Source organism: Acholeplasma equifetale ATCC 29724 (genome assembly GCF_000687735.1).
In the GTDB taxonomy this organism is placed as follows: Bacteria; Bacillota_I; Bacilli_A; order Acholeplasmatales; family Acholeplasmataceae; genus Acholeplasma; species Acholeplasma equifetale.
Genome location: NZ_JHXL01000001.1, coordinates 178272 through 205007 on the forward strand (window position 1 = coordinate 178272; position 26736 = coordinate 205007).

Below are 26736 nucleotides of genomic sequence, written 5' to 3' on the forward strand. Positions count from 1 at the left end.
TAACCTCATAATCTTGTATCTTTCATTGTTCTAGTTTGAACTGGATCTTTGTAATCTCTATCTTGATGTAGCGGATCAATATCAATCATTTTAGTTTTGAAAATGTAATCATGAATCGTACGAGAAGAATATTTTTCGGTTAAAGCAAAAAAAGCAATAATTAAATATAATCCACCTGTTATAAATGAGAGCCCATATTTTGTCAATTCTCTTAAAATGAGTTTAATTCTTGATGGTTCTGTATCATTAAAATTGACCACTCTTATTTTTTGTAATCTTTGACCAAATGTAGACTTACTCTTTGAAAAAATAGGTAAGATAACAATTAAAAGATAAGCAAATAAAATTATAGCTATTCTAACAAAATCAGATCCTACAAAATTTGGTATTCCATAAGAAGCAATTAATAATGCAATCGTCACGCCAGATACATCCGCAGCGAAAGCCCTAACTCGTCTTTCAAATTTTGGTACCATATTTTAACATCCTCTTTCACATAAAGATTTTACTAAACATATTATAACATTATTTTTACATGAAACCGTTTGCAATCGTAATAAGATTATTGTATAATACCAATTGATAGAAATCTTGCGTCTATCAAAAAAATCAAATATAATTCCTAGGGGGAAAATCATGGCAACAGTGAAATTAAAAGACGTCAATAAAATCTATCCGAATGGTGTTCAAGCAGTATTTAACTTTAACTTAGACATCAAGGATAAAGAATTTATTGTTTTCGTCGGACCATCAGGTTGTGGAAAATCAACCACCCTCCGTATGATCGCGGGCCTTGAGGACATTAGTTCAGGCGAATTATACATTGATGACGAATACAAGAACGATACAGCTCCAAAAGATAGAGATATCGCAATGGTATTCCAAAGCTATGCATTATATCCACACATGACTGTGTATGATAATATTGCATTTGGACTTAAATTACGTAAAGTTCCAAAAGCTACCATCGATGCAAAAGTTAAAGCGGCAGCGGAAATTTTAGGTCTAACTCCTTATTTAGACCGTAAACCAAAGAACTTATCTGGGGGGCAAAGACAACGTGTTGCGTTAGGTCGTTCTATCGTTCGTGACGCAAAAGTATTCTTAATGGACGAACCTCTATCAAACTTAGATGCTAAGTTACGTGTTCAAATGCGTGGTGAGTTGATTAAATTACATAAACAATTAGATACAACAACTATCTATGTAACTCACGACCAAATCGAAGCGATGACAATGGCAACTAGAATCGTTGTAATGAACAAAGGTTATATCATGCAAGTTGGTGAACCTAAAGAAATTTATGATAGACCAGCTAACATGTTCGTAGCAGGCTTCATTGGAACACCTCCAATGAACTTCATCAATGGTATAGTTTCAAAAGAAGGCGTATTTATCGCTGGACCTCATCGCATTAAATTACCATTAGATAAATTTGAAATTGTTAAACAAAACAAATTCATTGAAAAACCTATCGTATTAGGTATTAGAGCAGAAGACATTCATGACAATGGTGTAGTGTTTGAAACTTATCCAGAAGGTGTATTAGATTTAGTTGTTGACGTAGCTGAATTACTCGGCGCAGAAACAAACATTTACACTGATGTTAACGGTTCAAACGTTATCGCTAGTGTTAATGCTCGTACAAACGTCCATATGGGAGACAAGATTAAACTTGCTCTTGACTTAAACAAGATTCACTTCTTTGACCCAGAAACAGAAGTAAGATTAGTTTTAGATCCAAATAAATTAGATTAACTTATGATAAAATAGAGTAATCCAGCAAGAGGATTACTCTTTTTTTAAATTTAGAAAGGATAATTAAAATGAAATCAATTTATGATATTCAAGTAGAAAAAATGAATGGTGAAAAAATAAGTTTAGATGAGTTTAAAGACAATATCCTTTTAATTGTAAATACTGCAACAAAATGTGGTTTTACAAAGCAATATGAGGGGCTTGAAAAGTTATTCAAAAAATATCATGATAAAGGATTTTATATATTAGACTTTCCGTGTAATCAATTTTTTGGTCAAGCACCGGGAAAAATTGAAGATATTAAAACATTTTGCGAATTAAATTTCCAAACAACATTTCCTTTATTTAATAAAATATATGTTAATGGTACTAAGACTTCGGAACTATATCAATTTTTAAAAGATAATGGTCCAGATGAGATGGTAAAAGATGGTGAAATTAAACCTAAACGATCAAAAAGAATTCGCTGGAATTTCACTAAATTTTTAATTGATAGACAAGGAAATATTCTTTATAGATTTTCACCTAAATTTACACCAGAAGAAATCGAAAAATATATTGAAAAATTACTTTAATTTAAAGTACATACCATACTTAAAATTGACTATTTTATATAAATATGTTAAAATATTTAATCATTATACAACAGTATAAAAAATACGGAGGCATTAAAAAAACATATGGAAGATTCATGTAGTGGGCAGAGGACCTTATTAGACGATACAGAGGAGGATATATTCTCATGGGTGACAGCATGGTAGTACAAATTCTCTTGATTTTATTTGTTATCGTCTTAAATGGTATTTTTGCTTCGAGTGAAATTGCTTTAGTATCTGCTAATAGAAATAGAGTAGAAGCTGATACTGAGTTAGGTAACAAGAAAGCTAAAAAAGCTAAAAAGTTACTTAAATTTATGGAAAATCCAACAAGATTCTTATCTACAATTCAAATAGGAATTACAATGTTCGGATTTATTAACGGTGCGATTGCAGCAGGTTCTTTTGCACAAGGAATTACCGATCTTATAACAAGACAATGGACAAGTCTCGATAAAGGTATAGTATTTTCTGTCGTAACTGTATTAATTACATTATTATTAACTTATATTCAAGTTGTATTAGGTGAATTAGTACCAAAACGATTAGCAATGAAAGCACCAGAAGCAGTTGGATACTTCTTTATTGGTTTCTTAGGGCTAATTGCTACTATAATGAGACCATTCGTTAACTTACTAACAGGTACTGCAAACTTAATTGTTAAAATGTTTGGTGTAAATCCAGAAGATAACGATGATACCTTAAGTGAAGATGAATTACGTCTTGAACTAAACGCTTCACAAATGCGTGGTTTAATCGACCAGTCTGAAAATGAAATGATTCAAAACATTTTTGAATTTGATTCTACAACTGTTAGTGAAGTTATGACACACAGAACTGAAGTATCTGCAATTGATGTAAATTCATCGAAAGAAGATGTGCTAGCTTACGTTACAAATGAAAAGTTCACACGTTTTCCAGTTTATGAAGGATCAATTGACCAAATTATTGGTATATTACATGTAAAAGATTTATTAAAAACAATTGAAACTGAAAAAGAAGTTCCATTTGAATTAAGAAATATTATTCGTGAACCATTATATGTTCCAGAAAGCAAAAACACTCGTCAACTATTTGTTGAAATGCAAGAAAGTAAAACTCATATTGCAATTGTTATTGATGAGTACGGTGGAACAGCAGGAATTGTTACTTTAGAAGACTTAATCGAAGAAATAGTCGGTAATATCTTTGACGAATATGATGACGATGAAGATGAAATTTCAACAATTAAAGATAACGAATATGTTATTGATGGTTTAGCTGATATCGAGGAAGTTGAAGATATTTTAGATGCTAAACTTCCTGTTGAAGAGTATGATACTTTATCAGGATTTATTCTCGGTCAATTAGGACGATTCCCTGAAGAAGAAGAACATGTTGTTATTGTATATAATAACTATCGCTTTGAAGTATTAGAATTTAAAGATAAAGTTATTGAAAAAGTAAAAGTAACCCGAATTGAAACACCTAAAGAAGATGTTGAAGAAGACGAGGCATGATTTGCCTCGTTTTTGTTTATAAAGAGTCTTAATATGTGTTAAAATGAAATTAAGAGGTGATTAAGTGAATATACTCTATGTAACATCTGAAGTTTATCCCTTTTCAAAAACAGGGGGATTAGCTGATATTTCATATAGTTTACCAAAGGGTGTTTCGAACCATTATTCGATTACTGTTGTCACGCCTTTTTATAAACAAATTTTTAAATATTTTGATCATATGACATTTTTAGGTGAAAAAGAAGTTTTGATGTTTGATCATCATTCGATTGTTAAGTTTTATGAAATGCATTATGAAGGTGTAAGATTCATATTTGTTCAAAATATGCATTTCTTTGAAAGAGACAATTTATATGGATACGATGATGATGCCAAACGATTCACTAACTTTTCTTATGCTACTTTAGAGTTAATTAGTTTACTTGATAAAAAACCTGATATTATTCATATAAACGATTGGCCAACAGGCATAATACCATATCTATACCATACACACTATGTGTATAAAAAAGGTTACGAAAACATTAAATTTTTACTTACAATTCATAATTTAGAATATCAAGGTTCGTTTGATTATGATGTAGCCAAATATTTTAATAGTGATTTTAATTACATCTATACCCATTTTGGAAGAGTAAATTTCTTAAAAGCAGGTATTGCACTTTCAAATAAAATTAATACAGTATCTCCAAATTATAAAAATGAAATTTTAACAAAAGAATTCGGATTTACACTAGATGGTATATTAAATGATCGCCAAAATGATTTAGTAGGTATATTAAATGGTATTGATAGTGAAACATTTAATCCAGCTAAAGACAAATATATTATTAATTATGATATTAATGATTTTGAACAGGGCAAATTTAAAAACAAAAAATTAATTTTTGATCAATATCATTTATCAGATCCTAATTACCCATTAGTCTCATATATTGGACGTTATGCAAATCAAAAAGGTTTATGGATGATTAGAGAATCCATAGAAGATGTTATAAATCATACAAATGCTCGATTTTTCTTCTTGGGTTCAGGGGATAAATCTTACGAAATATTCTTTAAATATTTAACGGATAAATATCCACAAAGAGTAGCCAATTTTATTGGATATAACGAAGTATTAGCACATCAAATTTATGCTGCAAGTGACTTATTTATGATGCCTAGTGAATTTGAACCCTGTGGATTGGGACAGATGATTGCTATGACATATGGAACACTGCCAATTGTTAGAGAAACGGGTGGTTTAAAAGATACTGTTATACCATATAACCAATACACTGAAAAAGGAACAGGATTTAGTTTTTCAAATAAAAGTTCATATGAATTAAAAGATCGATTATATGAAGCAATTTATTTATATCAATCTAAACCTGCTACATTTAAAAAATTAATTGAACAAGCTATGAAAAAAGATTTTTCGAATCAAAGAATGACACAAAATTATATGGATTTATACAAGACTTTATTATGAAAACAAGGGGTAAGTAAATATGGAAACATTAGCACTAATATTAGCTGGGGGTAAAGGTTCAAGACTTGATTTATTAACAACAAAAAGAAGTAAACCTGCTTTACCGTTTGCTGGTAAGTATCGAATCATTGATTTTGCATTATCCAACTGTAGTCAATCAGGTATTTATGATATAGCGATTCTTACTCAATATTTACCATTATCATTAAATGAACATATTGCATCAGGTAAACCCTGGGATTTAGATAGATACAATTCTGGTGTTACATTATTACAACCACATAGTGAATGGTATACTGGTACTGCAGATGCAGTATTAAAAAACATTGAGTTTGTAGCTAAAAAGAAACCCAAATATGTACTTATATTAAGTGGTGATCACATCTATAAGATGGACTATCGAAAAATGATTAATTTACATGAATCAAATAAATCAAAATTAACTATTGCATGTCAAGAGGTGCCACTAGAAGATGTTAGTCGCTTTGGTATTATGACCATAAATGAAAAAAATCAAATTATTGAATTTAAAGAAAAACCAAAGACATCAACATCTAATCTTGCTAGTATGGGTATATATTTATTCGATTTAGACGTGTTAAAAGATGCAGTAGAACATATAAAACATGAGGACTTAGACTTTGGAAAGCATATTATACCTTATTTAATTGAAACACTAAAAAATGAAGTATATGCATATAAATTCCAAGGTTATTGGCAAGATGTTGGAACATATGACTCTTACTTAGAAACAAATCTTGATATGATTAAATCATATACAAAACTTGATTTATATGACCCAACTTGGAAAGTGTTCACAAAATCAGAAGAAAGGCCTCCTGTAAAAATTATTGGTAATGGTAAAGTTATAGATTCATTAGTTTCAAACGGTTGTATTATTGAAGGAACAGTAATCAATTCAGTATTATCGCCTGGAGTAAGGGTTGGAAAAGGAACGGTTATTAAAAATTCCGTTATTATGAACGATACAATTATTAGTGAAAATGTTGAAATTGATCAAACAATAATCGATAAACATGTCGTAATAGGACATGGTACAAAAATAGGTATAACTGATAATTTTACTCCAAATAAAAATCGACCAGATTTATTATCTAGTGGCATTACCGTAATTGAAAAGTCATCAATAATTCCTTCAAATATGAATATTGGTAAAAATGTTAGAATTCATAAAACAGCAGAATTCACATCAAAAATTATTCCATCCGGATCTACATTATAAATATTAAAACTGTAATCAATTGATTACAGTTTTTTTATAAAAAAAGCACTTGAATGATTCAAGTGCTTATGTGGTTCTAGCAAATATTATTAAGCTTTAGGTAATTGTTTTACGAAATCAACGAATTCAGCAACTTTAATTGTAACACCAGCAACATCATCTAAACCGTTATCTTCGTTAACTTCAGGTAATGTTTGGTTTTCAATTAAGTAGTCTCTTAAATTGTTCATTTGTTCGAAGAACTCGAAGCTACCAGGACCATTAGGTTTTTTCATAGCGTAAGAGAATCCTAATTGATTCTTAGTTGAATATAATTTTGGAGTCTTGTTAGCATCATAAGTTTCGATAACACTGTATGTATTTCCTTCTTCGTCAGTATGTTTAACAACTTTTCCAGCTTCATCCATTGCAAATCTATATTGTTTGAATGCAGCATCGAAGTATGCAAATACGATTCTACCATTTACAACAATAATTGAACCAAAGTTATAGTAATCAAATTCGCCAACTTCAATAACAGTTTCTTTTACTGGGTCCCAGTATTTCTTAGCAGCATTCTTAGTAGCTTGATCTTTAGCTGTGAAGAAGTAGTAACCATCTTTATATTCACCTTTTTCGATTGGGTCACTTGCTAATGCTTTTTCTACTAATACATAGAAGTTGTCAGTAGTAATAGTTACCCCTGCAGGTAATGGTTCACGATCATTATAATTTTGAGTTTCAATTAATTTAGCAGTAACTTTATCTGCTTGATCGTGCCACCAATTCTTTTCAGTTGAACCTGGGTGCATATCATATAATCCATCTTTTGAAGCTTGATATTTAGATTTACCAGCATATTTGTTAGTATCACCAAGAATACTTAAGCCGTCCCATTTAGCCTCAACGATTTTGTCGCCCTCTTTGACGATTTCTACCCAATATAACCATTCAGAATCTTGAGTAGGTGTTTCGATTGCAAAGTAATATGTTCTTTCAGCCTTACCACAAGCTGCAAGTGTCATTAATGCTAGAACTGATAACATAACGAAAAACACTTTTTTCATTTTTATATTTCCTCCTTAGTACTGTATCGTATGTTTACACACTAATTATATTTTAAAAGATTTTAGATGTCAAAGAAAGTTATAAAAGAAAATGTAAATTTTGTGAAAATATAAACATTGTTTACATGATAATAAATATGATATAATTTTATAGTTAGTGAAAGGGATTGAATCACGTGAAGTATAATACATTAAATGAACGTCAAAAACATATAAGAAACTTTTCCATCATTGCACATATTGATCATGGTAAATCAACATTAGCAGACAGAATATTAGAAATCACACAATCTGTTGATAAAAGAGTAATGAAGGAGCAAATGCTTGATTCTATGGATCTTGAAAAAGAACGTGGAATCACAATTAAATTAAATGCAGTACAACTAACTTATAAAGCAAAAGATGGAGAAGAATACATATTCCATCTTATCGATACTCCAGGCCATGTCGATTTTACATATGAAGTTTCAAGATCTCTAGCTGCTTGTGAAGGAGCAATTTTAGTCGTGGACGCTGCTCAAGGTATTCAAGCTCAAACACTTGCAAATGTATATTTAGCTTTAGATAATAATTTAGAAATCATTCCAGTATTAAATAAAATAGATTTACCCCAAGCAGAACCTGAGCGTGTTAGAAAAGAAATTGAAGATATCATAGGTATTGATGCAACTGATGCCGTAATGGCTTCTGGTAAAACAGGTTTAGGTGTGTTAGATATCTTAGAGAAAATAGTTAAGCAAGTTCCAGCACCTAATGGTGATGAAAATGAACCTTTACAAGCTTTAATATTCGACTCTTATTTTGATCAATATCGTGGTGTTATACCAACAGTTAGAGTTGTAAATGGTTCACTTAAAAAAGGTGATGTCATAGAATTCATGGCTTCTAAAGCTCAGTTTGAAGTTGTAGAAGTAGGTGTATATACGCCTTTACAAAAACCTGTTGATATTTTAGGTCCTGGTGATGTCGGATATGTTGTTGCATCAATTAAAACTATTGGAGATGTTCGTGTAGGTGATACAATCACTAAAGTTGATAAAAAAGCATCATCACCATTACCAGGTTATAGAACATTAAATCCTGTTGTTTTCTGTGGACTTTATCCAATTGATGCAGACCAATATGAGGATTTAAAAGAAGCATTAGAAAAATTAAAATTAAATGACGCTTCATTAATCTATGAACCTGAAAGTTCACAAGCACTTGGATTTGGATTTAGAACTGGTTTCCTGGGTTTATTACATATGGATATCATTCAAGAAAGAATTTCTAGAGAATTCAATATCGAATTAATTGCAACTGCTCCAAGTGTTATCTATCATGTATATAAAACTAATGGTGAAATGGTTTATGTAGATAATCCAAGTTTCTTACCTGATATGCAATATATTGACCATATTGAAGAACCATATGTTAAAGCAACCATTATGTGTCCAAAAGATTATGTAGGTGCTGTAATGGATATTAGCCAAAAGAAACGTGGAATTTTTAAAACAATGGAATACATAGATCAAACTCGTGTTATGTTAGTTTATGAATTGCCATTAGCAGAAATAGTTTATGACTTTTTTGATAAACTTAAATCAACTACTAAAGGATATGCATCATTTGATTATGAAATGTCAGGATATAAATCAAGCGATTTAAGAAAAATGGACATTTTACTAAATGGTGAAGTTGTTGATGCTCTATCTGTAATTGTTCATAGAGATTTTGCTTATCAACGTGGTAGAGCTATTGTTGAAAAATTAAAAGATCTTATTCCACGACAGATGTTTGAAATTCCAGTACAAGCAGCACTTGGAGGAAAAATAATCGCTAGAGAGACAATTAAAGCCTTAAGAAAAGATGTTTTAGCGAAATGTTACGGTGGAGACATATCACGTAAGAAAAAACTCCTAGAAAAACAAAAAGAAGGTAAAAAACGCATGAAGCAATTTGGTCGAGTAGAAATTCCTCAATCTGCATTCATGGCAATTTTATCTACTTCCGATGATTAATAAAAAGGACATGCTTTCTTAGCATGTTTTTTTGTCTAAATTATACAACATTAATGTTGACATGAAATCGCTTACATGATATCATATAGATGGAACAAAAGAATAAGTTAGAGGTGTTAGCATGACCCGCATAAATTCTTATTTCCAAGTTCATATTTTAAAGGATTCAACATGGATCAAACATGATTTTTCATATAACACGATAAAAGGGTAAGAATATAGCATATTCATACCCTTTTTTATTGAAATAGGAGGTCAATATGAAAAAAGATTTTTTAGTTAAAACTTCCGTCCCAAATATGATGTACTCAGCTGATTTTAATCCTCAGCTAATAACTCGACATATAGAAATTAGAAACGATAGAGCTACTGAGGATGTAACTGAGCGTGTATTAAAAGATAAAGATAAAGAATTAGCAAAGTAATGATTATGCCTTGAAGGCAATTTTCTCCTCTCTTTAAAGTGGTATCCGTTGGAGTGATGCCACTTTTTTTGATATAATATTTAATGTGTGAAGGTGGTATGCGATTTGAAAGGATTATATGTCCATATTCCTTTTTGTCAATATATATGTCATTACTGTGACTTTGTCAAAAGGGTACCAAAAAGTCAAGATATGATTGATGAATATTTAATTCGTCTACGTGATGAAATTAATTCGTATTCAAATCATTTTGACTCTATAGAAACAATTTATATTGGTGGCGGAACACCAAGTATGTTAACAATTGATCAATTAACATTTTTATTTGATTCATTAAGACGAATAAATCCGATTGAGTATACAATTGAAGTAAATCCAGAATCATATACACATGAAAAAGGATTATTGTTTAAAAAATATGGTATTAATCGCATTTCAATGGGTGTTCAATCATTTGATGATAATGTTCTTGCATACTTAAATCGTGGACATAAAACAGAAACTGTTGAATTAATTGTTAAAGATTTACAATCAATTGGTATTCCCTATATTTCTATTGATTTAATCTTCGCAATACCTGGTCAAACTTTAGATCATATCAAAAAAGACTTAGATGAGTTTTTAAAGTTAGGTATTACACATTTATCATATTATTCACTTATATTGGAAGATAAAACATATTTTTATCACCAATACCTTAAAGGAAAATTCAAACCAATTGAAGAAGATTTAGAAGCTCAAATGTATGAGTACATTATAGATAGACTTGAAAAAAATGGTTATGAACACTACGAAATAAGTAACTTTGCAAAAAATAATCACTATTCATTACATAATACAATTTATTGGTCACTAGGAGAATATATTGGTGTAGGAATGGGAGCTCATGGATTTATCGATAATCATAGAACTTATAATGAACGGGGCTTACCACAGTATTTAGACCATTTTACAAAAGAACGTGTTTTACAAACTCAAGAAGACTTATTACAAGATGACCTTATTTTCGGATTAAGAAAGAGAAAAGGTATATTCATTGATGATATAGAAAAGAAATACAACATAAAATTACTAGAAAAATATCCAAAACTACTTGAACAAGAATCATATGGACTTGTTGAATTCAAAGATGGATATCTTAGATTAACAAGAAAAGGTATGATGCTTGGCAATCAAGTGTTCATGTTATTTATATGAAATATTTACTTAACGATTTTCTATATCATCTAAAAAACGAAAGAGGATTATCTAAAAATACAATTTTTGCATATGAAACAGATTTAGCACATTATATTGAATTTTTAGAAAAATATCATCATATTAAAAAACCTGATCAAATCAATGAGCGAATGCTTGAAGGATATTTAAAAAGTATTAGGAATAAGGGGTTATCTGCCAAAACACAAGCAAGACGACTTACATCAATTAAAGCTTTTCACGCATTTTTACTTTTAGAACGTGAAGTTGATGAGAATATCTCGTTGAATGTTAAAAGTCCTAAAATAGAGAGAAATTTGCCTTCTGTATTAAGTATTGATGAAGTTATCAAATTGTTAGAAGCTATTGATACAACAAAACCATTAGGGTTACGAAATATGGCACTTTTAGAATTAATATATGGTTCTGGATTACGTGTTAGCGAACTTTTAAGTCTTAAAGTTTCTGATTTGCACATTAATCAAAAATATTTAACAGTTATTGGAAAAGGTAACAAAGAAAGAATTGTGCCGATATCGGATATGGCAGTTATAGCATTAAGAAACTATTTGGTTAAAGCTAGAGAAGAACTTGTAAAAGAAAAAACACCATACTTATTTTTAAATCTTAACGGTGATGTCTTGTCAAGAGTTGGATTCTTTAAAGTGTTAAAAAAACTTGCACAAGATGCAGGTTTAAATCCAGATTTAATTTCTCCACACACATTAAGACACTCATTTGCAACTCATCTTTTAGAAAATGGAATGGATTTAAGAACTTTACAAAGTTTATTAGGACATGAAGATATATCAACCACACAAATTTATACACACATATCTCAAAAAAGAATTAAAGAAGTATATAATAAAACTCACCCAAGAGCAATGGAGGATAAAAAATGAGATTTAATAGAGTATTTTTAATCGTTATGGATTCATTAGGAATTGGTGCTGCACCAGATAGTGATAAATATTTTAACGCAGGAGTTCCAGATGTAAATGCAAATACAATTGGTCATATTGCAGAAAATATGGATTTAAATATTCCAACATTACAAAAACTAGGATATGGTAATATTGCACCTATACGTAATGTGGCTCCAAATCCAAATTTAAAAAATGTATATGTTACTAAAATGATGGAAAAATCACTTGGTAAAGATACAATGACCGGGCACTGGGAAATCATGGGTCTATATATTACAGAACCATTCCAAACATTCACAGATACAGGATTTCCAAAAGAATTAATCGATGAATTAGAAAAAAGAACTGGTCGAAAAGTTGTTGGAAATAAATCTGCTTCAGGTACTGAAATTATTAAAGAACTCGGTGAACATCATATGAAAACCGGTGACTTAATTGTCTATACATCAGCTGACTCAGTATTACAAATTGCAATGCATGAAGAAATTATTCCAATTGAGGAGCAATATAAAATTTGTGAGATTGCAAGAGAACTTACAATGAAACCTGAATGGATGGTTGGACGAGTAATTGCAAGACCATTCTTAGGGACAAATAAAGATAACTTCACACGAACTTCAAATAGACATGATTATGCATTAAAACCATTTGCTAAGACAACTCTAAATTTCTTGTCTGAAAATGGTTATGAAACAATTGCATTAGGAAAGATAAATGATATATATGATGGCTATGGAATTACTAAATTTGAGAAGACAAAATCAAATGATGATGGTATGCAAAAAATCATCAAATGGAGTAAAGAAAATTTCAAAGGATTATGCTTCTTAAACCTTGTTGATTTCGATGCATTATACGGTCATAGAAGAGATGTAATCGGTTATGGAAAAGCTATTGAAGCAATGGATAAACAACTACCAGAATTGATCTTAAATCTTAATGAAAATGACTTGCTCATTTTAACTGCAGATCATGGTAATGACCCTACTTATGCTGGTACTGATCATACAAGAGAATATGTACCTCTAATTGTATATTCTAAAGGATTTAAAGAAGCAGGAATATTAGATGTCAGAGATACATTTGCAGATATAGCAGCAACGATTTCTGATAACTTTAATGTAGATAAAACCGATTTAGGTACAAGTTTCCTAAAAAAATTAAAATAATGTATGTTTACTATTTATAAACTTTTCTTAATATTGATTAACTTAGTAAAATAGTATAAAAACATAGTTTATAAACCAGATTATAGTAATCTGGTTTTTTTTATTTTTTAAGTGCTAAATCCAAATTAACATTTAAATATTTTTTCAAGATGAACTATCTAGAGAAATGACTTTTAAAATCGATAAAAATACTTAATAAAAAATTAGACAATAAAAAAACAAGAAAAATATATGTTTACTATTTATAATCATTGATTACTATTTGTAAACATTAGTTTTATTATAAAAAATCATTTTATTAATACAAATAAAGAATATTTAAGATTCTAAAAAACATACAAGTGTAGTAATTCACTACTTAAATTTATCTGAAAATTAAAGAGGGAAATAAGACATTATTTAAATTGGAAATATTAATTATAACCTTTAAAAAGAAGTAATATGAGTAAACTAACAATCACGATATATAATTATTTCATGTTTATTAAATATAAACTTTTTTAAACTAAACTATGATAATAAAACAAAAGAATAAAAGAAAAGTATCACGCATTTTTAGCAATCGAAATTTTATAAGGTATATTATTTTAGGTTTTGATTGCTGTAAATGAATGCTAAGATTTAAGACTTTTAAGATCAAATTTAAGATAAATTAAATTAATTAAAGCTTAAAGTCGTCCATCCTAAGAAGACCATATTTATCATACTCAAATTTATATTAATATACATGGTTTATATAACATTAAAAGACAGAAGGCACATTTTTATTCCATTCCACATTTCAACTTATCCACATAAAACCTATTATACGCTCCATTAGGCTCACAATAAAAGGTTAACATAATATACATTATAGGAAGTAATATCGAAATAAAATATATACTTCTAGCGGTTTTTATCATATCACTTAATACATAATGAGTATGTTTATGTATTATTTTTATATCTTTAAATGCAATTATATATAATCATATAATTATAATGAGTATATTTAGATATATTGATAGATATTTTTAAGCAATCAAACCCACTATTAACATATAAACATGTGTATTAGTCACTGATAGTGTATATTGACGTTTTAACTCAATAAATAAAATAATTTATGGATTAGATTCTCTTCTTCTACTAACCATCTACATAGAGTCTCTTCTTTTCTTTTTCTTTCGGATCTATATATAAATAAAAACGCATTTTAAGAAATCGAAAGATTAATATCCATATATCCATCAATCTTAATCTCTAAAAATGCGTTTATTAATTTTAAACTTTTATAGAAATGTATGTTTAGTAATTATAAATTGTGTTTATATTTAGTATACATATATTTTTATAATTAACACAAAAAAAATGAGCTTTCGCTCACTTTTATTATTTCCCTTTACTTTGTTTCATTGATGCTAGAACTTGTCTAACTTGTTTTTCAGATGGTGTTCTTCCCATTTGTCTGAACATTTCTCGGATCATTGTTTCATCAATCGGAGGGTTCTTTTCTAGAGTTCTTTTAAACCAAGAACGTGCAATGAAGAATCCTGCAACTCCACCTATTAGTAACGTACCAACAGCAAGTAATATTGCTTGCCACACTTCCATCATGTTGTTCAACTCCTTTACTATACGCTATCATTTTACATCTTTTATATGTAAATTACAACTATTAAATTTTTTGATAATATTCTACTTTTTTACTACCATAAATCTTTTCTTTAATGAATTTATATTGTGATATTTTAGCCTGATCTAATACTCTTTTTTTATCCATTTCACATATGACAATACCATCTGGATTTATTAGATTGACTAAACCATTCATCACTTCTTCATAAATATTAAGCTTATATGGCGGGTCTATAAATACTAAATCAAAGTTTATATTTAGTAAGTTTAGTTTTGCAATTAATTTTTTATAATCTAATTGAAAAACCTGATAATTATTCTCTTCTATAATTTTTAAGTTGTCTTTAATTGTTCTTATACTTATTGAATTTATATCATTAAAAATAACACTTTTTGCACCTCTACTTATCGCTTCTATACCATAAGATCCAGAGCCTGCAAATAGGTCTAAAACACTACTATTAATTACATAATCTTGAAGTGTATTAAATACTGCACCTCGTACTTTATCTTGGGTTTCTCTCGTACGTTCATCAGGTACCATTTTAAGTAATCGACTACGATACTTTCCCGCTATAATTCTCATCCATTAATCGTCTCTTCTATAAGTTTTAATTCACGTTTTTTAGGACCGATAACATATGATTTTTGAATTAAATCGATAGCTTCTTTTAATCCTTTTTCATGATGATAAAGTGTCACAATCTTATCACCTTTTTCAACTTTATCTCCGATCTTTTTATGTAAGTCTAAACCTACAAATAAATCAATAACATCATCTTTTGTTTCTCTTCCAGCGCCTAATCTACATGCAGCTAAACCAAAGTTTAATGCATCCAATGTTTCAAGATATCCAGACTCTTCTGCATATATCACATGTATTTTAGTTGTACCGTAAAGGTTCTTTTTATCTTTTAGGAATTCAACATCTCCACCTTGTTCCTTAACGAATTCATAGAACTTAGGTAATGCTTTTCCTTCTTTTAATGTTTGATAACTTAGTTTGTATCCTTCTTCAAAATTCTTAACAATACCAGCGTGTTTGAGTAAATGACCTGTTACAACAGAAACCACTTCAGTTAAATCTTCAGGTCCATTTCCTTCTAATGTTTCTATTGCTTCTAAAACTTCTAATGAATTACCAATTTTATGTCCTAATGGTTCTTCCATTGAAGTTAAAATTGCTGTTACTTTTTTGCCTGCTTTCTCTCCAATTTGAACCATTAATTTTGATAGTTCTTCAGCATCTTTTACAGTCTTCATGAATGCTCCACTACCAACTTTAACATCCAACACAATCGCATCCGCACCACTTGCAAGTTTTTTACTCATAATAGATGAAGCGATAAGTGGCATTGAATCTACTGTAGCTGTAACATCTCTTAATGCATACATTTTCTTATCAGCTGGAGCAATATCTCCACTTTGACCAACAATTGAACATCCTATTTTATTAACTTGATCTTTAAATTTTTGTAGCGGTAATTCTACTTTAAAACCTGGGATTGATTCTAATTTATCAATTGTTCCACCGGTATGTCCTAGTCCACGTCCACTCATTTTAGCAAGTTTTGCACCTAAATATGCAGCTAAAGGAGCTAAGACTAATGACACTTTATCGCCAACACCACCAGTTGAATGCTTATCAACCTTAGTACCAATGATATCTGTTAAATCAACAACATCACCAGAATCACGCATTGCTAGTGCTAAATATGTAGATTCTTCTGCTGACATACCTTTAAAGTAAACAGCCATTAAGAATGAACTCATTTGATAATCAGGTATTCTACCTTTTGTATATCCATCTACAATATATTCAATTTCTTCTTTAGATAGTTCTAAACCACGTTTTTTCTTTTCAATTAATTCTAATATTGTCATATTTTCCCTCCTAGAATAAAAAGGCTATTCATATAGCCTATCCATTTAAAATCATAATTATTAGTACTACGATAAGTATTGTAATAACAAGTTTTAGCGATTTTTTTATAAGTGAGAAAAGCCCTAAAACCAATAATAAAATACCAAACCCTACAATTACTAATTGTAATAGTCCCGGAAAACTATTAAAATAGTCAAATGCTCCTTGCCACCAAGGATCTGTAATAGGTTTGATGATGTTGTCTAACCAACCTGTACTATTTTCAAACCAACTTAATATAGTTTCCCAAATTGATTTTAAAACATCCATAAAATTTTGATCCAATGTATATCACCACACTTATAAATATATTTTACCAAAAGTTATCATTGTTTTAAAGTGTTCAAAATGTTATAATCACATTTGGGTGATTAAAATGATATTAGCCGTTGTAAGACACGGAGAAACAGACTATAACAAATCTCGTTTGGTTCAAGGAAGAATGGATAATCCACTTAACGAGACAGGTCGTGAACAAGCTCGAAACTTATCAAAAATACTTATTCAAATGAATGAAAAATTTGATGTTATTATTTCTTCGCCATTAAAAAGAGCATACGAAACTGCGTGTATTATTAGTGATACTTTGAATGTTAAAGTTGATAAAACAGATAGTAATTTCTTAGAAAGAGACTTTGGGCCATTCGAAGGAAAACTTGTAAAAGATGTTATGTCAACAATTACTCAAGATGATTTTTATGTTGAGGGTTATGAAACAAATGCTCAATTAATGAATCGTATTAATGATGCAGTAAATCAACTTTATCAAAAATATTCTAATGATAAAGTATTAATCGTTGCACATGCTCATGTTATTCGTGCATTATTACTTCTTTCAGATCCAAATCGATTTAATTGGAATGAATATTATATAGGAAATTTAAGTACTGTTTATTTCAATGTAAATGATAATAAAATAACTTTTATTAAACAAATCGATTTATAAATCGTGTTTAGCCTTTTTTAGTGTGTTTTATCAAATGTGAGTGGATTTAATTAACAAGAATTAAAAGCCTTTAAAATAGGCTTTTTTTATTGATTTTTTTAATATAAAAAACATATCCAATGAGGATATGTCTTATTATTTTATAATACCTAAATTGATCTTTTGTTGAACTATATCAGCAATTTCTGATGTGTTTAGATCTTTATATGTTTCATAATCTATAGGATCATGGACTACCACTTTAACTCTTGTAGGTAAAAATGGTGCACGTTTGGCAATTAATGAATTTCCATTAATCGTCATAGGCAAAATGGTTGCTTTTGATTTGTAGGCTAATTTAAACGCTCCTGCTCTTGTTTGAATCACTTTATCCTGTTCACGATTTTTTCTTCCCCCTTCAGGGAATACAAACATAACATGTCCATCCTCAACACGTTTGATAGCTTCAACAAGTGCAATTGCTGTTTTTCTTGTATCGTCTCTATAAACAGGCATGCAACCTAATGACTCTAAAATTCGTCTAATCACCGGTAACCTAAAAAGAGTAGATTTTGGAGTAAATCCTGATGGACGAGAAATCGCTTGAATCAAAATCAATGGATCAGCATATGATTTATGGTTAGCATAAATAACTAAAGGACCATCTTTTGGTATTTTTTCTTTATTTATAACTTTAACATGTACATTACAAGTTAAAGTCAATGCAGCATTTGCAGCTGATCGATAAAAAGCATTTTTAAATTTTGAACTAATTGAGAGTGGATATGTAATATATATAAGTAAAACTATTAAAATTGCAGTAGCTAAATACGCAGCAATAATTCCTATTGCAATCCATAATAGAATCCACCAACCACTCATCCATAAACTCATTAGAACAATAAAACTAATCATTACAATGAAAAATATTAAAATAAACATATAAACTACTTCCTTTGATAAACAGCAAATATGAGTTGATTACTCATTGTTTTTTCTTTTAACTTGTAATCACTTAACTTAAATGATGGAAAATATACATTGCCTTCATAAATACCTAAAACATGTGTAATATATAGTTCATCTGCATAAGGTAATGTTAGTTGATAAATTGACTTCCCACCAATTACCCATATATCTTCTTTAAGGTTTTTAACAAAACTCACAACATCTTTAACACATATTGCATCTGAATATACTTTATCTACTAAATTAGCAACATATATTTTTCCGTAAGGGAAAGGTTTATCTTTATAATATCCCTTTAATGATTGATAAGTTAAATCCCCCATCAGCACTGTTTGATTTTTTGTTTTTTCTTTGAAATAGACTAAATCTTCTTTAAAATGCCATGGAAGAATATTATCTTTGCCTATCAACCAATTTGAATCCATCGCCCAAATGAGTCGAATCATACTGCTACCTCACCTTTAATAGGTGGATACGGATCATACTCAACAAGTTCAAAATCTTCAAATTTAAAATCAAAAATACTCTTTACATTTGGATTAATTTTCATTTTAGGTAAAGCTTTTGGTGTTCTAGTTAATTGTAAATTAATTTGATCAAAGTGATTTGAATATATGTGTGCATCACCAATCGTATGAACAAATTCACCTAATTCTTTACCAGTAACTTGAGCTAGCATCATTGTAAATAATGCATAAGATGCAATATTAAAAGGTATTCCTAAAAAGACATCACCACTTCTTTGATAAAGTTGAAGTGATAGTTTATTATCTGCTACATACACTTGAATTAATGTATGACAAGGTGGCAACATCATATCTTTAATATCAATAGGGTTCCAGGCAGATAAAATCATACGTCTAGAATCAGGACGATTTTTGATTTCATCAATCAAATATTGTAGTTGATCGACACCATTAAAGTTGCGCCATTGAGCACCATAAACAGGACCTAAATCACCCCATTTTTGAGCAAATTCGTCTAATGTTTTAATTTTTTCTTGGAACTCTTTCATTGTCTCGCCTTGATAATCGCTTGATTCTTTATATGCTTTATATGGCCAATCCGTCCAAATATTAACACCATGATCAACTAAATATTTTATATTTGTATCCCCTTTAATAAACCACAGCAATTCATGAATAATACCTTTCATAAATGTTTTTTTCGTGGTTAATAAAGGAAATCCTTCATTTAGATCAAAACGCATTTGATAACCGAAAATAGACTTTGTACCAGTACCAGTACGGTCTGACTTATAGACTCCTTCTTCCATGATGCGTCTTGCTAAATCTAAGTACTGTTTCATATTTCCCCCTATTATTTTGCTAATTCGTATAAACTTTCTGTATAAATAACTAATGCTTTCATTAAATCGTCGATATCAATGTATTCATCTTTTTGATGAATATAGCTTGGTTTATCCATAAAATGTGGACCAAATGCTACAACATTATCTGTTGCACGAGCAAAAGTACCACCACCAATTGAAATTGCTTCTCGCATGTCTCCTGTATGTTTACGATAAACCTTTAATAAAGTTTGAACTAAATCAGATTTTGGATCTTTATATAATAATTTTTGATGATGTTCAACTGATAGCTTATAATCTCCAATTAATAATTTTTCAATTTTTTCAAATACATCTTTTTGATAGTTTACACCATTTGGATATCTAAGATTTAAAATAATCTCAAATTGGTTATTAACTGTCTTAAATGTGCCTAAGTTAACAGTTAAATCACCCATTTCTTCATCCTTATAATTGATACCTAATTTAATGCCTAATGTGTCATTTGTTAGGTATTTATCCATAAATTCTGTAAGTTCATTTGAAATGCCAAGCACCTTAAATCCATTAAATAATAAATGAACAGCATTTACACCTAATTCTGGTGTAGAACCATGAGCTGATTTACCTTTAACTTCAATTTCATAGTAATTAGCTTCTTCTTTAATATAACCATCTAATTGATTATCTTTTAAATATTTATTCCATAATTCAACGTATTTAACGTCTTTAACAATATATGCAATAGCATTTTCAGGAACCATATTTGGTCTTAAACCACCATCAATCTTTAAGATTTTTGATTGATCAAATGTTCCGCGAATAATCGTTGATGTAATACCTTTTTCTGCATAAATTAATGGAAAATCAGCATCTGGAATAAATCCGGCAATTGGAGCTTGTGGGTATTTTTTAAAATAATAATCAACACATCTCCATCCAGATTCTTCATCTAAACCTAAAATTAATTTAATACGTTTAGATAACTGAACATTTTCTTTTTTAAGAATTTTCATTGCATAATATAAAGCCATTGTTGGACCTTTATCATCTTCTGCCCCACGAGCATAGATCTTATTGTCGTGAATTTCAGCTCCATATGGTGGATATGTCCATCCAGTTCCAGCAGGAACGACATCTAAATGTCCGATTGAACCAATATATTCTTCTGAATCACCAAATTCAATATGACCAGCATATCCATCAACATCTTCTGTCACAAATCCGTCTTTTTTAGCTAAATTTAGCATAAAATCTAATGCATCTTTAGTACCTTGACCAAATGGAGCATTAGAATTTGGGTTAAATTCTGTTAATTCAGAATTGATTTTTAATAAATCTTGAGTATCCTTAATAAACTCATCTTTATACTTCATAACTAATTTTTCAAAATCGATTGCCATAATTTTCACTCCTTCAATTCATTGTAACACTATTACAAAAAAAACTCTATATAATAGAGCTTTTCTCAATAAATTCTGTGTATTTTTCTTCAAGTAATTCGTGCGAAGCAATACCTGATTTTATATATTCAAATAACTCTGATTGATAAGGTTTAAAAGATGTATTTTCAAGAGAAAAATCAATATCCATGTAGTATAAATAAACAATTTCTTCATCATCTTGATAAATACCTCTAGGATATATAAATATATTCTCTCCAAATATTTTTTTTGTTTTTAATCGCGATTTCTTAGTGACAAATCGATATACTTTTAAATCTCTTGTAATAATGATATATGAAAATTGCTTTTTATATCTTATTTTAAAATCAATGACCAATAATGAAATTATGACAAGCATAGATATTGAAATACTCCAAATATTCTCTGCTTTTAATCCACTTTGTAAAATATCAATAACTGACAATATAATTCCAAAGCTTAATACTGATATAATTAACCATAAAATATTCGAAACTCTATTATACACTGCAACAAATTCATTTGCTTGATAATTATCATCAGTTAATACATAGTGTTTAAGTAAATATCTTGTCGATAAATCTAAAGGTACTAATACTAAATATGGTATTCCTAATGCAATCAAATCCAATTCATAAAGTTCTTCATACCAAAAATATATAATTAAACCTATGACTGAAGCTAATATACCATAAATGATTGCTGTTAGCCACATTTTCTTATATCCGCTTAGAATATAAATTGTTGACATACAAAATAATCCTGATATTAATAATGTCCAAAACACCATATGTATCACCTTTTCTTTTACATTATTATATCACACACAATCATTTGTATTTCTTTAAAACCCAAAATATATATGTTTATTTAATATAAACAAAGTTTATTTTTAGTAAGAATATATTTTTGCTTTTTCTATTTAAATTTCAGGTTCTAATTGATTTGAATCTACATCTTTTGGTAAAAATATAAGCCTTTCAACAACAATATCCACCGTATGTCTTTGTTCTTCATTTCCGTCTTTCCATTTATGAACTTCTAATCTTCCTTTAATCGCTATGCCCATACCCTTATGAAAATAACTTTGAGCTTTTTTATGATGGTGATCAAATAAATTAATTTTAAAATAATCGGTTTCATAGTAACCATCATAGTTTTTATATGGTCTCATTACAGCTAATCTTAAATCAGTATATTCTACACCATTATCCGAAATTCTTTTTTCAAAACTATGTACTCTTCCTATAATATTCACAAATGTCATAATACAACATCCTTTCTAACAAAATTAAATCAAATTATTTAATATATTAAAAACACCAAAATTCATTTTAATTCGCATGATTTAGTGATTTTTTAGTTAAAAACGTAAAAAAGTTGTCTATTAAAAGACAACTTTATAATTTTTTATCTAATCTAATATGTTTTCATGTTTTTTAGAATGTGCATATAAAACACTATAAGGCATTTGATTAAATGTTTCAAAAAGTTTAATCATTTCATCATATGTAATACTTTGAATAAGTTCTACCATCTGTTCCATTAAAATGCCATCTTTATAAAATTTTGTGAGTATATGAAGTCTTGTTTCAAAATCATCATTTACAACGATTAAAGTTCCTAAATAAGATTTTTTTAATGTATCTAATCTTTCTTCTGAAATCTCCTTTATAGCATCATTGGATAAATATTTATGTAACCTTTGAAACAATAATTCGGAATTAATTGTTTGATTATATATAAGTACAGTTAAATATTCACCTTCAACAACATGCTCAAAATCAAATCCATCAAATATTAACTCATTTTTGATGAGGTTATCAACAAATTCAATATGATTGCCCAATATTAGCTGTGTCAATATAATAAACATAACTTCAAGCTTAATTCGCTCTTTCATATTTAAATGGCTAATATTATATTTATAACCCACAAATAAAAGTGGTACTTCTATATCAAATTCTTTAGTTAAAATAGAATTTTTAACTACTTTTGGTTCATCAATTGATAGTCGTTTTATATCGTAATAATCTTTTGGTAAATTAACATTTTCTAATATTTCAATCATATTATTAATATCAATGTCACCCATGATAAAAAGTGTTGTATTATTTAAATGATAAAAATGTTTATAAACTCTTTCTATATCTTGAAGTGATATATCATATAAGTCATTTTCATCACCTAAAATATCATTTTTAAGGGGGTAATTATAATAAAGTTGTCCATATATTGTTTGATACATTTGATTTAATGGATCATCATTAACACCATGAATTTCTTCTAAAATTATCTTTTTTTCTGTTTCAACATGTTCTTTTGAAAAGTATGGAGTATGAACCATTTTCAGTAAATAAACAATAGCCTTTTCGATATTTTCTTTTCCCTCTAATGTATAGCTTGTTTTAGCATACGTTGTAAACGCATTTGATGCTACACCTATTTTACTGAAATATGAGAATGCATCACCTTCAGGCATTGCAAACATCAAATGTTCTATCATGTGCGCTGTTCCAGGAGTTATGTAGTAGATATTATCTTGAACACCGTATTTTTGATCAAATGATCCTAATCCAACGTCATAAGATACATAAACTTGATGAGACTGAAGCTTAATAAAGTGCACTTTTAAACCATTTTTTAGTGAATATTCTTCTACATAATCATTTATCTTAATTTTCATTTTATTTTCCCTTTAATTCATATTTTAAAAATAATTTAAAATATTTAAGTGCATCATTCATTGTTTCAACAGTAACCTTGTCTAATAATTCATCAAGTGTGTCCATCTTAATATCTAAAATTGAATGTATAAATAATCTTGGATTATAAGACTGCGGGTCATCTAACATACTTGAATATTCCGTCTTAAAAAATGTTTTCACTTCACGAACCATTTCTTCTGTTATACCATCAAGTATAAAATTATTTACTAAATCAATTAATATGTCTGCTGCATTTTGATTATTTCTGTCAACTAAAGCGTAGATATAAAAATCACCTTTGTCATATTCATAAAAAGATTCAACTTCATATGCTAAATGTAATGTTTCTCTAAATGTTTTAAATAGATAACTATTTGGGTATTGTGCCAACAATTTACTAATTAACTGAACATCCATATATCGTGGATGATATCGATTGATACCTAAACTATATCCTAAAAATATGAAATTTTGATAATTTGAAAACTTATCACTTTTTTCAATTATTTTTTCATGATTAATTACTTTATCATCATATTTTATTGATATATTTTCATATCGCTCAAAACGCATGAGTTTTGAAATAAACATATCATCCAGTTTACCATTTACGATAATACGTATATCATTGTTTAGAAAGACATTTTTATAATAATTTAATAATTCATTAGGTTCAATTTTTATAAGTTCTTCCTTAGTACCCGTAAGTGAGAATTGATGAATCGTATTTTTATATGCAGTTTCAAATAATTTATCCTTAGCATATTCAAATTTACGTTCTGATTTTGTTTCGATATTTTTAATTAAAATTCTCTTTGAACTTAAAAAGTTTTCATTATCAAATGATATTTTCTTAAATATCATATCTTCCACAATATCGAATAACTCATCAACAAAATCATAATCTCCAATAAAAATTGGATTTGGTATGGTTAGATTAATTTTAGTTATATGATACTCACCAAACGTAAAGACTTGAGATTGAACATGTGCTCCATACAATTTCAAAAAAGCATCTGTTAATGCTCTTTTGTTTGGATATCGATTACTGTATGAAATTAATAAATTCGATAATAAAAAACGATACGATATCGTTTCTTTATTTAACTTTTCAGAAAAATAAATTGATAACTGTATCGTTTTAAATGGTTCTGTATGACTTAAAATCATAATTTTGTATTTAATGCAATCTCCATCATTTTAGTAAATGCTTTTTGTCTTTCTTCTGAACTTGTAGCTTCATGTGTTACAAGTGAGTCAGAAATTGTTAATAAGCAGGCAGCATTTTTACCTGTTGCAAGTGCATTAGCGAATAAGGCAAAAGATTCCATTTCAACACAAACAGCACCGTGTTTTGCAAAAATATCTTTATACTCATCGCTATTTATGCGATAGAATACATCACTAGAATGAATTACTGATTCATGTAAAGGTATACCTAATTTTTTAGCTGATGCTTTAATTTTCTTGTTTACTGCAGGTGTTGCTTTTAATAATTTTTTATTAGAAACACCCATAGTTTTAGCATAAGTTGATTCACTCCAAGCAGCTTTTGCTAAAACAACGTCATATAATTTTAAATCTGGTGAATAAGCTCCAGCAGATCCGATACGAATGATTGTATCAACATCATAGAATTTAAATAATTCATATGAGTAAATACCAATACTTGGCATACCCATACCTGAACCCATAACTGTAATTTTCTTACCCTTATAAGTTCCAGTATAACCAAACATATTACGAACGCTGTTAATTTCAACAACGTCTTTCAAATATGTTTCTGCAATAAATTTAGCACGGAGTGGATCTCCAGGCATTAAAACTGTTTTTGCAATTAAATCTTTATCTTTTAATTCAATATGAGGTGTTGGTATCATGTGTATCTCCTTCCATTAATTTTACGCCACCTGACGTACCTAATCTTGAAGCTCCAGCTTCTATCATTTTTAATGCATCTTCTTTTGTTCTAATTCCACCACTAGCTTTGATAAAACCAGTGTCACCAATTGCTTTTTTAATAATTTTAACATCTTCAACACTCGCTCCTCGAGAAGCATATCCTGTTGAAGTTTTAACAAATTGTGCCCCTGCTTTTATAGCTAACTTTGAAACATATGCAATTTCCTTATTATCTAGATATGCAGTTTCAATAATGACTTTAACTGTTTTTCCTTGAGCTGCTTTAACAACCGCTTTGATATCTTTTAATATTGCTTTACGATCACGAGCTTTTACATTAGCAACGTGAATCACCATGTCAATTTCATCTGCACCATCTTTTACTGCTTCTTTTGTCTCAAATGCTTTCACTTTTGGTATATGTGTACCATGTGGAAAACCTACTACTGTACAAACCAATACATTTGAACCTTGTAGTTTTTCTTTAGCATACTTAACCCAGACTGGAGCCACACAGATGCTTTTGAATTGATACTTAACAGCTTCTTCAATTAACTTATCAACATCCGCTTGACTTACGATTGGTCCAAGTTTTGTATGATCAATCATAGTATTTAACATGATTCTTCTCCTTTTTTATATA

Annotated in this window: 27 protein-coding genes; 11 read left to right on the plus strand and 16 right to left on the minus strand. The window is 29.0% G+C overall.

Annotation, left to right across the window (positions count from 1 at the left end):
- Positions 1-5: 5 nt before the first annotated feature.
- Positions 6-476 (minus strand): RDD family protein, encoded by a 471-nt coding sequence (locus tag T434_RS0100885; protein ID WP_162150569.1) that lies wholly within the window; start codon positions 474-476, stop codon positions 6-8.
- A gap of 160 nt (positions 477-636) precedes the next feature.
- Here T434_RS0100885 and T434_RS0100890 point away from each other — a divergent pair, with 160 nt between their 5' ends.
- The 5 genes from T434_RS0100890 (at position 637) to T434_RS0100910 (ending at position 6570) form a co-directional block, all read left to right on the plus strand.
- Complete coding sequence (locus T434_RS0100890; RefSeq protein WP_026399508.1) at positions 637-1758, plus strand: ABC transporter ATP-binding protein; 1122 nt, start codon at positions 637-639, stop codon at positions 1756-1758.
- A 68-nt stretch (positions 1759-1826) separates the two neighbouring features.
- The gene (locus tag T434_RS0100895; protein ID WP_026399509.1) at positions 1827-2333 is read left to right on the plus strand and encodes a glutathione peroxidase; all 507 of its coding nucleotides are present in this window, start codon (positions 1827-1829) and stop codon (positions 2331-2333) included.
- Between the two features lie 179 nt (positions 2334-2512).
- On the plus strand, positions 2513-3853 hold the full coding sequence (locus tag T434_RS06325; protein WP_162150570.1) for a hemolysin family protein: 1341 nt from the start codon (positions 2513-2515) through the stop codon (positions 3851-3853).
- Between the two features lie 64 nt (positions 3854-3917).
- Positions 3918-5327: a glycogen synthase gene (locus T434_RS06330; protein ID WP_162150571.1), complete on the plus strand. Its 1410-nt coding sequence runs from the start codon at positions 3918-3920 to the stop codon at positions 5325-5327.
- Between the two features lie 19 nt (positions 5328-5346).
- Positions 5347-6570, plus strand: a complete 1224-nt coding sequence (locus tag T434_RS0100910) for a glucose-1-phosphate adenylyltransferase (RefSeq protein WP_026399510.1) — start codon at positions 5347-5349, stop codon at positions 6568-6570.
- Between the two features lie 89 nt (positions 6571-6659).
- Here T434_RS0100910 and T434_RS0100915 read toward each other — a convergent pair whose 3' ends face one another.
- The gene (locus T434_RS0100915) at positions 6660-7616 is read right to left on the minus strand and encodes a hypothetical protein (protein ID WP_026399511.1); all 957 of its coding nucleotides are present in this window, start codon (positions 7614-7616) and stop codon (positions 6660-6662) included.
- 176 nt (positions 7617-7792) lie between these two features.
- On the opposite strand from T434_RS0100915, the gene lepA reads away from it, so the two are divergent.
- The 5 genes from lepA to deoB all read left to right on the plus strand — a co-directional run bounded on the left by lepA (position 7793) and on the right by deoB (position 13333).
- A complete protein-coding gene (lepA, locus tag T434_RS0100920) occupies positions 7793-9616 on the plus strand; it encodes a translation elongation factor 4 (RefSeq protein WP_035357891.1) in 1824 nt (607 codons plus the stop codon).
- A gap of 260 nt (positions 9617-9876) precedes the next feature.
- Positions 9877-10041, plus strand: coding sequence for a hypothetical protein (locus T434_RS07785; protein ID WP_156934068.1), 165 nt, complete (start codon positions 9877-9879; stop codon positions 10039-10041).
- Positions 10042-10146: 105 nt separating this feature from the next.
- Positions 10147-11238, plus strand: a complete 1092-nt coding sequence (gene hemW, locus T434_RS0100930) for a radical SAM family heme chaperone HemW (protein WP_162150572.1) — start codon at positions 10147-10149, stop codon at positions 11236-11238.
- Positions 11235-12140 carry a site-specific tyrosine recombinase XerD gene (gene xerD / locus T434_RS0100935; protein ID WP_162150573.1) on the plus strand — a complete coding sequence of 302 codons (906 nt, stop codon included), beginning with the start codon at positions 11235-11237 and terminating at the stop codon, positions 12138-12140. Before hemW ends, xerD begins: the two co-directional genes overlap by 4 nt.
- A complete protein-coding gene (gene deoB / locus T434_RS0100940; RefSeq protein WP_026399514.1) occupies positions 12137-13333 on the plus strand; it encodes a phosphopentomutase in 1197 nt (398 codons plus the stop codon). Before xerD ends, deoB begins: the two co-directional genes overlap by 4 nt.
- 1371 nt (positions 13334-14704) lie before the next feature.
- Here deoB and T434_RS0100945 read toward each other — a convergent pair.
- The 4 genes from T434_RS0100945 to T434_RS07855 form a co-directional block, all read right to left on the minus strand.
- Entirely contained in the window at positions 14705-14929 is a 225-nt protein-coding gene (locus T434_RS0100945; protein WP_026399515.1) for a YneF family protein, read from the minus strand.
- A 61-nt stretch (positions 14930-14990) separates the two neighbouring features.
- Positions 14991-15536: a 16S rRNA (guanine(966)-N(2))-methyltransferase RsmD gene (gene rsmD, locus T434_RS0100950; protein WP_026399516.1), complete on the minus strand. Its 546-nt coding sequence runs from the start codon at positions 15534-15536 to the stop codon at positions 14991-14993.
- Positions 15533-16834 (minus strand): thymidine phosphorylase, encoded by a 1302-nt coding sequence (locus tag T434_RS0100955; protein ID WP_162150574.1) that lies wholly within the window; start codon positions 16832-16834, stop codon positions 15533-15535. Before T434_RS0100955 ends, rsmD begins: the two co-directional genes overlap by 4 nt.
- Positions 16835-16871: 37 nt before the next feature.
- Positions 16872-17159, minus strand: a complete 288-nt coding sequence (locus T434_RS07855) for a hypothetical protein (RefSeq protein WP_035357895.1) — start codon at positions 17157-17159, stop codon at positions 16872-16874.
- Between the two features lie 91 nt (positions 17160-17250).
- Between T434_RS07855 and T434_RS06335 the strand changes: the two genes are divergently transcribed.
- Positions 17251-17820, plus strand: a complete 570-nt coding sequence (locus tag T434_RS06335) for a histidine phosphatase family protein (RefSeq protein WP_051614273.1) — start codon at positions 17251-17253, stop codon at positions 17818-17820.
- A gap of 135 nt (positions 17821-17955) precedes the next feature.
- On the opposite strand, the gene T434_RS0100970 is transcribed toward T434_RS06335, so the two are convergent.
- From T434_RS0100970 to deoC, 10 genes are all read right to left on the minus strand, one after another.
- Positions 17956-18741 (minus strand): lysophospholipid acyltransferase family protein, encoded by a 786-nt coding sequence (locus T434_RS0100970; protein WP_026399519.1) that lies wholly within the window; start codon positions 18739-18741, stop codon positions 17956-17958.
- Positions 18742-18746: 5 nt separating this feature from the next.
- The gene (locus tag T434_RS0100975) at positions 18747-19214 is read right to left on the minus strand and encodes a dihydrofolate reductase (RefSeq protein ID WP_026399520.1); all 468 of its coding nucleotides are present in this window, start codon (positions 19212-19214) and stop codon (positions 18747-18749) included.
- Positions 19211-20077 (minus strand): thymidylate synthase, encoded by an 867-nt coding sequence (gene thyA / locus T434_RS06340; RefSeq protein ID WP_035358001.1) that lies wholly within the window; start codon positions 20075-20077, stop codon positions 19211-19213. Before thyA ends, T434_RS0100975 begins: the two co-directional genes overlap by 4 nt.
- 11 nt (positions 20078-20088) lie before the next feature.
- Entirely contained in the window at positions 20089-21462 is a 1374-nt protein-coding gene (gene pepV / locus T434_RS0100985) for a dipeptidase PepV (protein WP_051614275.1), read from the minus strand.
- A gap of 46 nt (positions 21463-21508) precedes the next feature.
- Positions 21509-22234: a hypothetical protein gene (locus T434_RS0100990; protein WP_162150575.1), complete on the minus strand. Its 726-nt coding sequence runs from the start codon at positions 22232-22234 to the stop codon at positions 21509-21511.
- Between the two features lie 171 nt (positions 22235-22405).
- Positions 22406-22750 (minus strand): single-stranded DNA-binding protein, encoded by a 345-nt coding sequence (locus T434_RS06345; protein ID WP_035357896.1) that lies wholly within the window; start codon positions 22748-22750, stop codon positions 22406-22408.
- 147 nt (positions 22751-22897) lie between these two features.
- Positions 22898-24169 (minus strand): M16 family metallopeptidase, encoded by a 1272-nt coding sequence (locus tag T434_RS0101000; protein WP_026399523.1) that lies wholly within the window; start codon positions 24167-24169, stop codon positions 22898-22900.
- Between the two features lies 1 nt (position 24170).
- Positions 24171-25361: a M16 family metallopeptidase gene (locus T434_RS0101005; protein WP_026399524.1), complete on the minus strand. Its 1191-nt coding sequence runs from the start codon at positions 25359-25361 to the stop codon at positions 24171-24173.
- Entirely contained in the window at positions 25358-26071 is a 714-nt protein-coding gene (gene deoD / locus T434_RS0101010; protein ID WP_162150576.1) for a purine-nucleoside phosphorylase, read from the minus strand. Before deoD ends, T434_RS0101005 begins: the two co-directional genes overlap by 4 nt.
- A complete protein-coding gene (gene deoC, locus T434_RS0101015) occupies positions 26049-26714 on the minus strand; it encodes a deoxyribose-phosphate aldolase (RefSeq protein WP_162150577.1) in 666 nt (221 codons plus the stop codon). The genes deoD and deoC overlap by 23 nt, the downstream gene beginning before the upstream one ends.
- Positions 26715-26736: the final 22 nt, after the last annotated feature.